At 62.5% G+C, this 13,283-nt stretch carries 14 protein-coding genes; 7 read left to right on the forward strand and 7 right to left on the reverse strand.

The genetic code is table 11. From position 1 onward, the window contains the following. Positions 1-78: 78 nt before the first annotated feature. Positions 79-2,256, reverse strand: a complete 2,178-nt coding sequence (locus MK745_RS03720; protein WP_243611921.1) for a transglycosylase domain-containing protein — start codon at positions 2,254-2,256, stop codon at positions 79-81. A 257-nt stretch (positions 2,257-2,513) separates the two neighbouring features. Here MK745_RS03720 and MK745_RS03725 point away from each other — a divergent pair, with 257 nt between their 5' ends. The 4 genes from MK745_RS03725 to MK745_RS03740 all read left to right on the forward strand — a co-directional run bounded on the left by MK745_RS03725 (position 2,514) and on the right by MK745_RS03740 (position 5,044). Next, on the forward strand, positions 2,514-2,852 hold the full coding sequence (locus MK745_RS03725; RefSeq protein ID WP_243611922.1) for a P-II family nitrogen regulator: 339 nt from the start codon (positions 2,514-2,516) through the stop codon (positions 2,850-2,852). Positions 2,853-2,874: 22 nt separating this feature from the next. Beyond that, on the forward strand, positions 2,875-4,209 hold the full coding sequence (locus MK745_RS03730) for an ammonium transporter (protein WP_243611923.1): 1,335 nt from the start codon (positions 2,875-2,877) through the stop codon (positions 4,207-4,209). 185 nt (positions 4,210-4,394) lie between these two features. Beyond that, a complete protein-coding gene (gene hemP / locus MK745_RS03735) occupies positions 4,395-4,556 on the forward strand; it encodes a hemin uptake protein HemP (protein ID WP_243611924.1) in 162 nt (53 codons plus the stop codon). Continuing rightward, positions 4,553-5,044, forward strand: a complete 492-nt coding sequence (locus MK745_RS03740) for a hypothetical protein (protein ID WP_243611925.1) — start codon at positions 4,553-4,555, stop codon at positions 5,042-5,044. Before hemP ends, MK745_RS03740 begins: the two co-directional genes overlap by 4 nt. 30 nt (positions 5,045-5,074) lie before the next feature. Here the strand turns inward: MK745_RS03740 and MK745_RS03745 are convergent, their stop codons facing one another. From MK745_RS03745 to rpmH, 6 genes are all read right to left on the reverse strand, one after another. Beyond that, entirely contained in the window at positions 5,075-6,259 is a 1,185-nt protein-coding gene (locus MK745_RS03745; protein ID WP_243611926.1) for a patatin-like phospholipase family protein, read from the reverse strand. A 119-nt stretch (positions 6,260-6,378) separates the two neighbouring features. Continuing rightward, a complete protein-coding gene (locus MK745_RS03750) occupies positions 6,379-7,563 on the reverse strand; it encodes an aromatic amino acid transaminase (protein WP_243611927.1) in 1,185 nt (394 codons plus the stop codon). Further along, positions 7,563-8,414: a 3-mercaptopyruvate sulfurtransferase gene (sseA, locus tag MK745_RS03755; protein WP_243611928.1), complete on the reverse strand. Its 852-nt coding sequence runs from the start codon at positions 8,412-8,414 to the stop codon at positions 7,563-7,565. The genes MK745_RS03750 and sseA overlap by 1 nt, the downstream gene beginning before the upstream one ends. A gap of 145 nt (positions 8,415-8,559) precedes the next feature. Beyond that, positions 8,560-8,796, reverse strand: coding sequence for a membrane protein insertion efficiency factor YidD (yidD, locus tag MK745_RS03760; RefSeq protein WP_243611929.1), 237 nt, complete (start codon positions 8,794-8,796; stop codon positions 8,560-8,562). After that, positions 8,793-9,212 (reverse strand): ribonuclease P protein component, encoded by a 420-nt coding sequence (gene rnpA, locus MK745_RS03765; protein ID WP_243611930.1) that lies wholly within the window; start codon positions 9,210-9,212, stop codon positions 8,793-8,795. Before rnpA ends, yidD begins: the two co-directional genes overlap by 4 nt. Before the next feature lie 24 nt (positions 9,213-9,236). After that, positions 9,237-9,371 (reverse strand): 50S ribosomal protein L34, encoded by a 135-nt coding sequence (rpmH, locus tag MK745_RS03770; protein ID WP_005980833.1) that lies wholly within the window; start codon positions 9,369-9,371, stop codon positions 9,237-9,239. 297 nt (positions 9,372-9,668) lie between these two features. Between rpmH and MK745_RS03775 the strand changes: the two genes are divergently transcribed. The 3 genes from MK745_RS03775 to MK745_RS03785 are packed head-to-tail and all read left to right on the forward strand — an operon-like array spanning position 9,669 to position 13,219. Further along, complete coding sequence (locus tag MK745_RS03775) at positions 9,669-10,403, forward strand: TVP38/TMEM64 family protein (protein ID WP_243611956.1); 735 nt, start codon at positions 9,669-9,671, stop codon at positions 10,401-10,403. Positions 10,404-10,405: 2 nt separating this feature from the next. Continuing rightward, positions 10,406-11,824: a dihydrolipoyl dehydrogenase family protein gene (locus tag MK745_RS03780; protein WP_243611931.1), complete on the forward strand. Its 1,419-nt coding sequence runs from the start codon at positions 10,406-10,408 to the stop codon at positions 11,822-11,824. A gap of 12 nt (positions 11,825-11,836) precedes the next feature. Continuing rightward, a complete protein-coding gene (locus MK745_RS03785) occupies positions 11,837-13,219 on the forward strand; it encodes a sensor histidine kinase (RefSeq protein ID WP_243611932.1) in 1,383 nt (460 codons plus the stop codon). Positions 13,220-13,283: the final 64 nt, after the last annotated feature.

A 13,283-nucleotide genomic window follows, 5' to 3' on the forward strand; every position in this document is an offset into this window, starting at 1 on the left:
AGGGGCGCTGCCCCTCTTGGCCGCAGGCGGCCCATTCACCCCGGAGTATTTCCACAAAGGTGAAGGTTTGGGGGGCAGTCAGCGGCCGCCGAAGATGTCCCGGATGATCCCGTCGAGCACCCCTTCGATACCGCCACCGGGGCGACGCTCGGGGGTGTCGGGCTTGGGTTTGGGGACAAAGGCCGGGAGCGGTGTTGGGGCGATCCCGTCGTGCACGCGCACCATCGCCTCGTGCCAGATTTCGGCGGGCAGGCCGCTTCCGGTCACGCCGGTGAGGGGGGTGTTGTCATCGTAGCCCATCCAGACCCCGGCAACATACTCCGCGGTGAAGCCGATGAACCAGGCATCGCGGGCGGCCTGAGTGGTGCCGGTCTTGCCCGCCACCTGCCAGCCGTTGAGGGCGGCGCGGCGGCCTGTGCCTTCGCTCACCACCTTGGACATCATGTAGGTCAGTTCGCGCGCGGCGCTTTCCGTGATGACGCGTTCACCGATGCCGCCGCCAGTGCCCATGAGGGGATCGCTCTCGCCCTGAAGGCGCAGTTCGATGAGGCCGTAGGGTGTCACGGAGGAGCCGCCGTTGAGGATACCGGCATAGGCGCCTGTCATCTCGAGAAGCGAGCTTTCGGAAGCACCGAGGGCCAGTGCCGGGCCAGCGGCGAGATCGCTTTCGATGCCAAAGCCGCTTGCCACGGCGCGCACGTTTTCACGGCCCACCGCCTCGGAGATTTTCACCGCAGGGATGTTGAGCGAGTTCTTCAGCGCGAAGGTCAGCGGCACCTGGCCGTAGTGTTTGCCGGTATAGTTCTTCGGACACCATTCGCCAGAGCCAGGGATATTGAGACAATAGGGGGCGTCTTCGACCAGATCGTCATAGGCATAGCCGAGGTCGAGCGCGGCGGCGTAGACGAAGGGTTTGAAGGCCGAGCCGGTTTGGCGCTTGGCCTGAACGGCGCGGTTGAAAGCGCCGCTTGCCTCGACGTCGCGGCCACCGACCATGGCGCGCACGGCGCCGTCGGCGCTCATCACGACGATGGCCGCCTGTGCCTTGGAGCCGTCGCGGACCTTATTCTCGAAGATCTCGCGCAGACCGTCTTCGGCGGCTTTCTGGATCCGGGGATCGAGCGTGGTGCGTAGGATCACGTCCTCTGTGGTGTTGCGGGTGAAGAATTCGGGGCCGGAGGCCATGACCCAATCGGCGAAATAGCCGCCCGTGCTTGCCTTGGCGGCTTGGCTCAGGGTTGCGGGGTGTTCCTGCCAATAGGCCGTTTCTTCGTCGCTGAGGTAGTCCTGTTCATTCATCAGGCGCAGCACGGTGGCAGCGCGGTCCTGCGACCGTTTGAGGTTCGATGTCGGGGCGAGGGAGGAGGGTGCGGTCAGCAGGCCGGCGAGCATGGCGCTCTCGGCGGCGTTGACCACGGCGGCGTGTTTGCCGAAATAGCGTTGGGCTGCTGCCTCGGCGCCATAGGCCCCGCCGCCCATATAGGCCCGGTTGAGGTAGATCGAGAGGATCTCGTCCTTGGTATATTTGACCTCCATAGACAGCGCGAAGACCGCTTCCTTGGCTTTGCGCCAGAGGGTCGTGCGGCGGCAATCGCGCACGTAGTCGGCCTCGCTCTCCCATTGTTCGGGGTCATAGGCGACGCCGAGGCAGAGGAGCTTGGCGGTTTGCTGGGTGATGGTTGAGCCGCCGTGACCGGACAGGGGGCCGCGTCCTTCGCTCAGATTGATGCGCACGGCGCTGGCGATGCCGCGGGGGCTTATGCCGAAATGGCGGTAGAAGCGTTTGTCTTCGGTGGCGACCACGGCATTGCGCAGGTCGGGCGAGACGCTTTCGGCGGTGACCACGCCGCCGAACTGATCGCCGCGCCAGGCAAAGACATCGCCGTTGCGGTCGAGGAGTGTCACCGAGCCGCGGGCCCGTCCGTCCAAGAGCTCGGCCGGGTCGGGCAGTGTCGTATAGAGATATCCAATGGCGATCGCGAGAATGAGAGCGCAGACCATGCCCGTGCGCCATGTCACGGCCCAGATCAGGCGTCCGATCCAGCGTAGAAGAGACAGCACGAGCCGGGCCAGACGGGCGAAGGGGCCGCCACTTGGGCGTTTGCCACCACGCCGGGCCTTGGGTTTCAAGCGGGACTTGGCCGCGGTTTTGCGTGTCGGCTTGGGTTTGGCCCGCGGTTTGGGTGCGGGTTTGGGTTTCCGCCCATAGCGGTTCTCCGCCACGAGGGGCGGTTTCTTACGACCTGAATCACTCATCTGCTGCTCTGCCCGGCATTCTCTGTTGCGGTCACTTTAACCGGGTTCGGTGCGAATGTTGAGCCGATCAGTCCGGGTGACGCGTTTTTGATTTGCCTAAATTTTGTGCGGCGACCCTGTGGTGATTAAAATTTGTGCACTAAGGACGATTTAAGCGGCGGAATCTTAGGCGGAGTCTTCGTTTTGGACCTGATTCAGGGGTTTTCTGCATCTGCACAGACGCAGGGACAAACCCTGTACCAAGAAAGGGGAAAACGGTGAAACTGATTATTGCAACGATCAAACCGTTCAAGCTCGAGGAGGTCCGCGAGGCGCTGACCGGAATCGGCGTGCGCGGCATGATGGTCACGGAAATTAAGGGCTTCGGCTCTCAGTCGGGCCACACAGAAATCTATCGCGGCGCGGAATACGCTGTGAATTTCGTGCCCAAGATCAAACTCGAAATCGTCGTTCCGGCCTCCATGGCCGATCAGGTCGCGGAAACCATCACCAAGACGGCCCAGACCGGCAAAATCGGCGACGGCAAAATCTTCGTGCTCGACGTGCAGCAAGCGATCCGCGTGCGCACCGGCGAAACAGACGCAGACGCACTCTAATCGGTGCAGGAGGACAAAAGAAATGACGAAACTTACGAAATTTGCCCTGCCCATCGCGCTTAGCGCGATGCCGGTGATGGGTCTTGCCCAGGAAGGTCCGGCTGCGGGTGTGAACCCGTCGACCGATACCGTGTTTATCCTGAACTCGCTGCTGTTCCTTGTGGGCGGCTTCCTCGTGTTCTTCATGGCAGCCGGTTTTGCCATGCTCGAGGCGGGCCTCGTGCGCTCCAAGAACGTCACCATGCAGCTCACCAAGAACATGGCGCTGTTCGGTCTCGCGTCGATCTTCTACTACCTGATCGGCTACAACCTGATGTACCCGCTCGGCACCTGGTCGGTCGAAGGCGTGCTGTCGGGCGTTTGGGGCCCCGGTGTTCTCGAAGCCGTTGGCGTGACCGCCGACGCGGCAGACGACTATTCCTATGCCTCGACTGGTTCGGACTTTTTCTTCCAGCTGATGTTCTGCGCGGCAACCGCGTCGATCGTCTCTGGTACGCTTGCTGAGCGTATCAAGCTGTGGCCGTTCCTTGTCTTCACGATCCTGCTCACCGGTATCATCTATCCGCTGACCGCGTCGTGGACCTGGGGTGGTGGCTTCGTGGGCGAAGCTGGCTTCTCGGACTTCGCTGGCTCGACCATCGTGCACTCCGTGGGTGGCTGGGCCGCTCTGACCGGCGCGATCATCCTTGGCCCGCGTATCGGCAAGTACAAAGACGGCAAGACCATCCCGATGCCGGGTTCGAACCTGACCCTCGCAACGCTGGGTACGTTCATCCTGTGGCTCGGCTGGTTCGGCTTCAACGGTGGCTCGCAGCTCGCAATGGGCTCGGTCGGTGATGTGGCTGACGTGTCGCGTATCTTCTCGAACACCAACACCGCAGCAGCAGGCGGCGCCATCGCGGCCCTGATCCTGACGCAGATCTTGTACAAGAAGCCGGACCTCACCATGGTTCTCAACGGCGCCCTGGCTGGTCTCGTGTCGATCACCGCTGAGCCGCTCACCCCGACCCTCGGCGCAGCGACGCTGATCGGTGCAGTTGGTGGTGTGATCGTGGTCTTCGCGGTTCCGTTCCTCGACAAGCTCAAGATCGACGACGTTGTCGGCGCGATCCCGGTTCACCTCATCGCAGGTATCTGGGGCACCATCGCGGTTGTCTTCACCAACGGTGACGCGTCCATCGGTGCACAGCTCTACGGTATCGTGGTCATCGGCGGCGCAACCGTGATCCTCTCGGGCATCTGCTGGTTCGTCCTCAAGGCCATCATGGGTCTGCGGGTCGATGAAGAAACCGAGATCAACGGTCTCGACATGGCAGAGCTCGGCATGGAAGCCTACCCCGAGTTCACCAACGGCTAAGCCGCTGGCACATCGAAGAAAAACAGGCCCGGGCGGAGACGCCCGGGCTTTTCTTTTGGACCCTTGAAAAACCCGCTTGATTAATCTGACTAAAAAAGTCAGATTAAGCGCAGCCACGCCAGCGTCCCGGCCAGCCATTCGTCACATCATCGATTCGACTGCATGACCCGAAGAGGGGACCTGACATGACTATTCAAACGCCCATGACTGCCGACTCGCTGCGCAGCCTGCCCTTGCATGATGCCGAGCGCCTGACCGGTGAAAACGGCCTTGCGCATATCCGGCTGAACGATCAGCTTTACACGCTGCGCATTACGCGCGCGGGCAAGCTCATCCTGACGAAATGACCCGGCATACCGTCATTGCGCAGCGCGGCGCACGGCGGGTGGGGGTCCTTGCCGATCTTAGCCCGGTGGAGCAACTTGCCGTGTCCTGTCTGCGCATCTGGTCGCTGGACCCGGCAAGTCAGACGCGCCTTCTTGCGATCTTGGCACATGGGCTTGGTGCGGTGCGTGCGCGTGCGGCGCTCGAGGTCATGAACGAGATGATGCATATCGCAAGTCGGTATGGCCGCCGTCCGTTCATACGCCACGCGCCGGATTGCGATTGCCTTGGTGCCGATGAGGCCGTGTTCGCGGGGTTGATCGAGGCAGCACTCGACGATGATCCGGATGAGGCTGGGCTTTTTGCGGCCTTGGTCGTGCGTCCGGACGTGGCGCGGCCTTTCGCCGGACTCGCTATGGAGCTCGCGGTCGCCTTGTCCAGCTTGCTGCGAGACGCACCGCAGATGATGAGGCGTCAAACCCACCCGGAACCACAAACGGCGATGCATTAGATGGATTTTCCCCATCTGGGGTGATTCCGATTATTTGAAGCGGCGTTGGGCGTTGCGGTTCCATTGATCGCCGGACTTGCCGATCTCAAAGCCGAGGTCGAACAGCTTCCCCATGAATTCCGGGTCAAAGACCTCTTCGGGTTCCGCGTCGAACCGCGCGGGAATGGCGAGGGTGTGGGCGTTGAAACCGTCGCGCGCGGCGAGCGAGAGGATAAAGTCCTCGTCGCCGATGCTCTGGCTCTGCAGTAGAAGATCATAGGTCCGCTTGCCCATCCTGGCGATGCCAACGCTCTGGGCCTCGAAGCGGCGTTTGATTCGTTGGTTTTGCAGAAGCCAGATTTCGTTGCGTTTGCCAGACGCTCCCATCTCGCGGAGCAGGCGGCGCATGTCGAGATTGCCGGGGTAGACGAAGATTTGGCGCGTGAGGCCGCCATCGACATGCAATTCCTCGCGCAAGAGGGTGCCATCGGTGACGGGGATGCGGACAGGTTCAAAGGCGATCGGGATTGCGGCGGAGGCGAGCAGCACGCGGCGGATCATGGCGTGGGCCTCGGGGGTGTCGACCTGCGCCATGGCACCGATATCCCAGATCACCGGGCGCTCGGCGTCGATATTCGTCGTCCCGATCAGGAGAGACCGCCCAGAGCGGGCTTCGCGGGCGATGGCGCGGATCAGGTCAGCGTCTAGTTCGCGTTCAATGGCGGCGGCGAGAGGCGCGGTCGAGGCGACGGCTCCGCGCCCTCCGAATAGGCCCGCGATATTGATCGAGAGAATGTCCTTGGTGGAGGTCTGGGTATAGAACCGCTTGAGGCGGTCGTCATAGTCGGGGCCGAGAAAGGCGAAGGGCGCGATCAGGGCGCCGGTTGAGACACCGGTGACCATGTCGAAGCGGGGGCGGGTGCCGGCCTCGGTCCATCCTGCAAGAACGCCTGCGCCGAAGGCGCCGTACTGGCCGCCGCCGGACAGGGCGAGGATGTCGAGACCACGGCGCGACCCCGGCCAATGCGCGGCCCAGTCGCGATAAGAGCCGAGCAGGGCTTCGAGATCTTCGCCGCGGGCGTCGTCATACATGCGGATCGGGCGGTCAAAGCCAACCGGCTGAAATTCTTCATAGCGATCTGCCGGAGGGACGACAGCGCTACGGTCATAGAGAGCGGCGCAGCCGGAGAGGGCGAAGACTGCCGAAAGGCAGAGTGCCAGAATGGGTCTCAACATGACCATTACCCTTGTGCCGCGCGTGTCGTTGCCGCGACCCTATACCAAGCGCGTGTCGCGCCAAAGACAAAGGCCGCCCATGTCGAGATGCGCGGCCTTCGTGTGTGTGGTTTGCCGGATCAGATGCCGGTGTCGACGATGGCCTGTGCGAGGATCGGCACCGTGGTCTTGTTCAGACCCGCAATGTTGAGGCGGCTGTCAGAGACCATGTAGATCGCATGTTCGGCGCGCAGGCGCTCGACCATATCGGGTGTGGTGCCAAGCTGTGAGAACATGCCGCGATGCTGGGCAAGGAAGCCGAAACGGTCCGAGCCGGAGAGGCGCTGAAGTTCGCTCGCGAGTTGTTCCCGCAGGGCGAGCATGCCGAGGCGGGTATCCTCAAGCTCCGCCGCCCAATCCGCACGCAGGGTGGGATCGGTCAGGATCGTCGTCACGACCCGCGCGCCGTGGTCGGGCGGGAAGGAATAGTTCTGACGGTTGAGGAAGTTGAGGTTGCCTTGGGTCACAGGGGTGCCTTCGGCGGTCTCGGAGATCGCCATCAGGATGCCGGTGCGCTCGCGGTAGACGCCGAAGTTCTTGGAGCAGCTACCGGCGATGAGGCATTCGGGCACCTTCGAGGCCACGAGGCGCGTGGCAGCGGCGTCCGATTCAAGGCCATCGCCAAAGCCTTGATAGGCAATGTCGATCATCGGCAGGAGGCCCTTCTCGTTCAGGAGGTCCACCACGGCCTGCCATTCGGTCAAGTTCAGGTTGGCGCCGGTCGGGTTGTGACAGCAGCCATGCAGAAGCACCACATCGCCCGGCTTGGCCTCGGCGAGATCTTCCATCATGCCGTTGAAATCGACGCTTCGGGTTTCGGCATCGAAATAACGGTAGGCGGTGTGATTCATCCCGAGGTAGTTCAGGATCGACACGTGGTTCGGCCAGGTCGGGTTCGAAACCCAGACGGTGGCGTCGGGGCTCGTGTTGCGGATCAGTTCGAATGCCTGACGCACGGCACCCGTGCCGCCCGGGGTCGCGATGGCGGCGATGCGCTCGCGCTCGACGGTCTCAGAGAGCACGAGGTCGATCATGGCGTCGGCAAAGGCCGGATCGCCGGGCAGGCCGACATAGGATTTCGTCGTCTGTTCCGCGACGAGGCGGCGCTCGGCTTCCTTGACCGCGCGCATGACCGGGGTCACGCCTTCGGCGTTCTTGTAGACGCCAACGCCAAGGTCGATCTTGGTCGGGCGCGGGTCTTCGCGATACATCGCCATGAGGGCGAGGATCTTGTCGGCGGGTTGAGCTTTGAGTTTGTCGAACATCATGCGTCTCCGGTCGCGATGGGAAGGGTCGGGAAGGCGCCCCATTCGGCCCAAGAGCCGTCGTAGAGGGCGTGATCGGTCTTGCCGATACGCTCCATGGCCATGCAGAGAATGGGCGCGGTGCCGCCCGAACCGCAGGTCGTAATGGCGGGTTTGGTGAGGTCGATCCCGGCGGCCTCGAACAGGCTGCGCAGGGTGTCGGGATCTTTCATGGTGCCGTCTTCGTTCAGGAGGTCATTCCACGGCAGGTTCTTGGAGCCGGGGATATGCCCCTTGCGCAGGCCGGGGCGGGGTTCGTCATCCTCGCCGATGAACCGGCCACGGGCGCGCACGTCGATGATCTCGTAATCGCCGAGCTTGGAGGCGGCAGCGACCTGCGTCACATCCTTCACGAGGTGGTTCTGACGGCGCACGGTCATGTGACGGTCGCGCACGATCGGGGGCATGTCCTCGGTCGGGCGGCCTTCGGCCTGCCACTTGGGGAGGCCACCGTCGAGCACGGCAATGTCGTTGAAACCCATGAGGCGGAAGGTCCACCAGACGCGGGTCGCCACTGTGGTGCCGCCGCTGTCGTAAACCACAACCTGATGGCCATCGCCGACGCCCATGGCGCGCATGCGGCTCATGAACTTCTCGACCGGTGGCGCCATGTGGGGCAGGTCACTGCGCAGGTCGGCGATTTCATCAATGTCGAAGAAGCGCGCGCCGGGAATGTGGGCCGCCTCGTATTCGGCCTTTGGGTCGCGATCCACCGTCGGCAGGTGCCATGACCCATCAAGAATCCGAAGATCCGGGTCTTTCATATGGGCCGCGAGCCATTCCGTCGAAACCAGCGTCTTGGGATCATCCATGCGCCAACACCCCCTTTAATTCTGCGTTCTCTGCCTACTATCGGCCTGCGGGCGACGCAATCCCCGGCCGCTGTTCAGGAGAGTGTAAATCAGTATTCCGGGGAAAAATACCACCGAGCGGCAGAGAATGGCCGGTGTGGCGCGGTCAGTCCCGGTCGCGGGGCTCGGGGACGGGATCGTAGCCTTCGCTTCCGAGAGGGTGGCATTTGCCGAGACGGCGCAGGGTCAAGAGCGTGCCCCGGATCGCCCCGTGTTTCTCGAGCGCCTCGAGCGCATAGGCCGAGCATGTCGGTTGAAAGCGGCAGTTGTGGCCGACCCAGGGCGAAAAGATCAGACGGTAGGCGCGCACAGGCAACGCGACGATATGGGCGAGCGGCGTCATTTCTGGGCGTGGAGTTTGCGCAGGGCGTAGACGAGATCGCCCTGAAGCGTCTCGAAGGGCCGCGCGGCGGTCTCGGTCGCACGACCGATCAACACGTAATCCCAGCCCGGTTGGCCATGGGTTGGCAGGATCAGGCGGGCGACTTCGCGCAGGCGGCGCTTGGCGCGGTTGCGCGCCACGGCGTTGCCGACCTTCTTGGAACAGGTAAACCCGACGCGGATAGCCTCCGGCGCCGGGTTCTCACCCTCACGGCGTTTGCGAGCCTGCACCATCATCGCCTTGGTGCCCTGTTTGCGGGCGCGGGCGGCGGCAAGGAACTCGCTTCGGTTTTTCAGAACCTCAAGACAAACGGACACCGCCGGGGGCGTATCCCCTTGGGCGGCGTTGCCATCCTTGGGGGCCTCCGGCGGTGTCATGTCCGTCAGAACGGTCGCTACGCTTTATGCGCTCAGCGACTTGCGGCCGCGTGCGCGGCGTGCGTTCAGGATCTTGCGGCCAGCTTTGGTGGCCATACGCGCACGGAAGCCGTGGCGGCGCTTGCGAACCAGGTTCGAGGGTTGGTAGGTGCGTTTCATCGCTCCGTCTCCGTATCTGTCAGGGCGCCAAGCGCGGAATCGCTGGCCCATGTGCTATTCGAAGCCCGGTCTATAGGGGGGTGTTTCACATAAGTCAAACGCGGGATCGCGGTTTTGCAACAAAACCTGCGCCCGAGTGGGGCGGAAATGCCCCTCCGGCGCGGAATGTTTCAAAACAGGCCCCGGAACGGGCTGATCTTCACGGGAATCACCTGCAAGATCAAGCGCCCGTGAAGCCCCTGTTGTTTGCAGAGCACGTGGCGCATGTTGAAAGGCATGAGCACGCAAGAAGAGGATATGAGCCAGATGGCAGACCAAGAGCGCAAATCGGGGGTGGGGCGGTTCCTTCCCATCATCGCGATCCTTGTCGTGGCAGGGGTTGGGGCGCTCACGCTTGGGGATCAATTGAGCTTTGAGACGCTGCGCGAAAACCGTGAGGCGCTACTGGCGTTCCGCGATTCCCACTATGGCGCGGCGGTGCTTGTCTTCATGGCGGCCTATGTGGTGATCGTCGCCTTCTCGCTTCCGGGGGCGACGGTGGCGACGCTGACCGGCGGGTTTCTTTTCGGGGTCTTTCCCGGTGCGGTGTTCAATATCACCGCCGCCACCATCGGCGCGACGGCCATTTTCCTTGCCGCGCGCTGGGGTTTTGGCGAGCGGTTGTCGGCACGTATGGACTCGTCGGAAGGCCGAGTGAAACGGATCAAGGCGGCGCTCGATGAAAACCAATGGTCGATGTTGTTCTTGATCCGCCTTGTGCCTGCGGTGCCGTTCTTTGTTGCGAACTTGTTGCCGGCTTTTGTCGGGGTGCCGTTGATGCGTTTTGTCCTGTCGACCTTTATCGGCATCATTCCCGGCGGTGTGGTCTATACATCGGTGGGCGCGGGGCTAGGTGAGGTGTTTGAACGCGGCGAAGCGCCGGATCTCGGTGTGATCTTCGAACCGCAGATTCTCTTGCCGCTTCTCGGGCTTTGCGCGCTGGCGGCGCTGCCGATTGTCATCAAGGCGCTGCGCGGCGGGAAGGAGATTTGAGCATGGAACAGATCAAGACGGATATCCTTGTCATCGGGGCCGGGTCTGGCGGGCTTTCGGTCGCAGCCGGGGCGGTGCAGATGGGGGCGGATGTTGTGCTTCTTGAAGGGCACAAGATGGGCGGCGATTGCCTCAACTATGGATGCGTCCCCTCCAAGGCTCTGCTGGCCAGCGGCAAGGCCGCCTATGCACAGGCCCATGCAGGCGGGATGGGCGTTGCGGATCATGCGCCCGAGATTGACTATGCTGCCGCCAAGGCACATGTGGCCGATGTCATCGCCCAGATTGCGCCGCATGATTCCGTAGAGAGATTCGAAGGTTTGGGCGTGCGGGTCATCTCGGAATTCGGGCGCTTTGTGGCGCCGCGCGAGGTTGAGGCGGGCGGCTATCGCATCAAAGCGCGGCGAATCGTAGTCGCGACCGGGTCGTCGCCCTTCGTGCCGCCGATTCCGGGGTTGGCGGATGTGCCGTATCTCACCAATGAGACGCTGTTTGATCTCACCGAGCGGCCCGAGCATCTTCTCATCATCGGCGGCGGTCCCATCGGGATGGAAATGGCGCAGGCGCATTTGCGGCTTGGCTGCAAAGTTACCGTGATCGAGGGCGACAAGGTGTTCGGGCGCGACGATCCGGAAATGGCTGCGTTCGTGATCGATCAGCTGCGCGCGGAAGGGTTGCAGATCGAGGAAGGCGCGCTTGCCGAAAAGATCAGCGGCAAGGCGGGCGCAATCCGGGTCGAGGCAAAGGACGGGCGGGTGTTTGATGGGTCGCATCTTCTTGTCGCGGTGGGGCGCAAGGCGAATATCGAGCGGCTCAACCTTGAGGCGGCGGGGGTCGAGACGACGAAAACGGGAATCAAGGTCGATTCGAGCCTGAAGACCAGCAATCGCAGGGTCTATGCCATTGGTGATGTGGCGGGCGGCAAGCAGTTCACCCATGTCGCGGGATATCATGCTGGTATCGTCATCCGCTCGGCGCTATTCGGGATTCCGGCGAAGACGCAAGTGGCCCATATCCCGCATGCGACCTATACCGATCCCGAGCTTGCACAGGTCGGCCAGACCGAGGCAGAGGCGCGCGACCTCCATGGCGAAAAGCTTGAAGTCGTGCGGTTTGACCTTGATGGCAATGACCGGCTCGTGGCCGAGCGCAAGGCACGTGGGCGGATCAAGATCATGGTGGTGAAGGGGCGCCCTGTCGGGGCCTCGATCGTCGGGCCACAAGCGGGCGAACATATCGCGCTTTGGTCGCTGGCGATCGCCAATCAGCTCAAAATGAGCCAGGTCGCAGGCATGATTGCGCCATATCCGACCGTGGCGGAGATTGGCAAACGCGCCGCGGGCGCTTATTTCTCTCCTAGATTGTTTGACAATCCTCGGGTCAAGGGGATTGTCAGGCTGGTGCAGCGGTGGCTGCCCTGACAGGGGACAGATATGTTCAACACGCTCTCAGGACGCTTTCTTGTTCTGACCATTATCTTTGTGATGTTGGCAGAGGTGTTGATCTTTGTGCCTTCGGTGGCGCGATTCCGTGAAGACTATCTGCTGTCGCGGCTAGAGCGGGCGCAGATCGCGTCGCTGTCGCTTTTGGCAGATGAGGTGATTGATTCGGAGCTCGAGGCAGAGCTTCTGCGCACAGCCGAAGTTTTTAACGTCGTGCTGCGTCGCGATGAGATGCGCCAGCTTGTGCTGTCGGCGCCGATGCCGCAACCCATCGACGGGAGCTTTGACCTCCGCGATGCGGGGGCGGGCGAGTTGATCCGGGACGCGATGCTACGTCTGTTCGATAGTGAGGATCGGGTGATCCGCGTGATCGGCGCACCGGTTCTCGAGGCGGGACTCCTGATCGAGATCACCATGGAGACCGGTAGCTTGCGGAGCGCGATGATTGACTACGGGCTCAACATCCTTTGGCTGTCTCTCGTCATCTCGGCGGTGACGGCCTCGCTTTTGTTCCTCGCGGTGCGGGGGTTTCTTGTGCGGCCGATCAAGGGCGTGGTCGGATACATGCAGGCCTATGCCGCCGCGCCGGAAGATGCGCGCCGGATCATCACCCCACGCGCAAGTGTGGCCGAGTTGCGCGAAGCGGAAGAGGCGTTGCAATCGCTTCAGACCGAACTCACCGCCGCGTTGCGCCAGAAAGAACACCTTGCCCAGCTTGGCGGGGCGGTGGCGAAGGTCAGCCATGATCTACGTAATATCCTGACGACGGCGCAGCTTTTCACCGACAGGCTCGAGCGGAGCGAAGACCCCGGTGTGCGGCGTATGGCGCCAAAACTCGTCAATTCAATCACCCGGGCGGTCAATCTCTGCGAAAGCACGCTCGCGTTCGGGCGTGCCGAAGAACCGCCGCCGCGGCTCACCCAAGTGTCCTTGGCGGAAATCGTATCGGATGTGATCGCAGGCGAACGCCTTGCGGTGGGCGAGGAAGATGTGAGCTATGGCGAGGATGTCCCGGCAGGTCTCATGCTTCGCGCAGACCCGGAACAGATTTACCGCGTGCTTTCTAACCTCTTGCGCAATGCGCGGCAGGCGATCTCGGCAAGCGGGAAACCGGGCGAGATTCTTGTCGCGGGGATCGAAGAAGATGAGGCGTGGGTCATCACTGTGTCGGACACGGGGCCGGGCCTGCCCGAGAAAGCGCGCGAACATCTCTTTACCCCGTTTCAGGGCGGTGCGCGCAAGGGTGGTTCGGGGCTCGGGCTTGCGATTGCGGCGGAATTGATCCGCGGGCATGGCGGGCGATTGTCTCTCGTGCAGACAGACATGAACGGCACGCGCTTTGAAATCAGCCTGCCAAAAGGCGATTTGGCTTAGGGTCCTGACCCTCGCGCAAAAATTCTCGTTTTTTGCCCTTGCAAACCCCCGGCGCTCTCTTTAG

It is taken from the genome of Shimia aestuarii, from assembly GCF_022814865.1.
In the GTDB taxonomy this organism is placed as follows: domain Bacteria; phylum Pseudomonadota; class Alphaproteobacteria; order Rhodobacterales; family Rhodobacteraceae; genus Shimia; species Shimia aestuarii_A.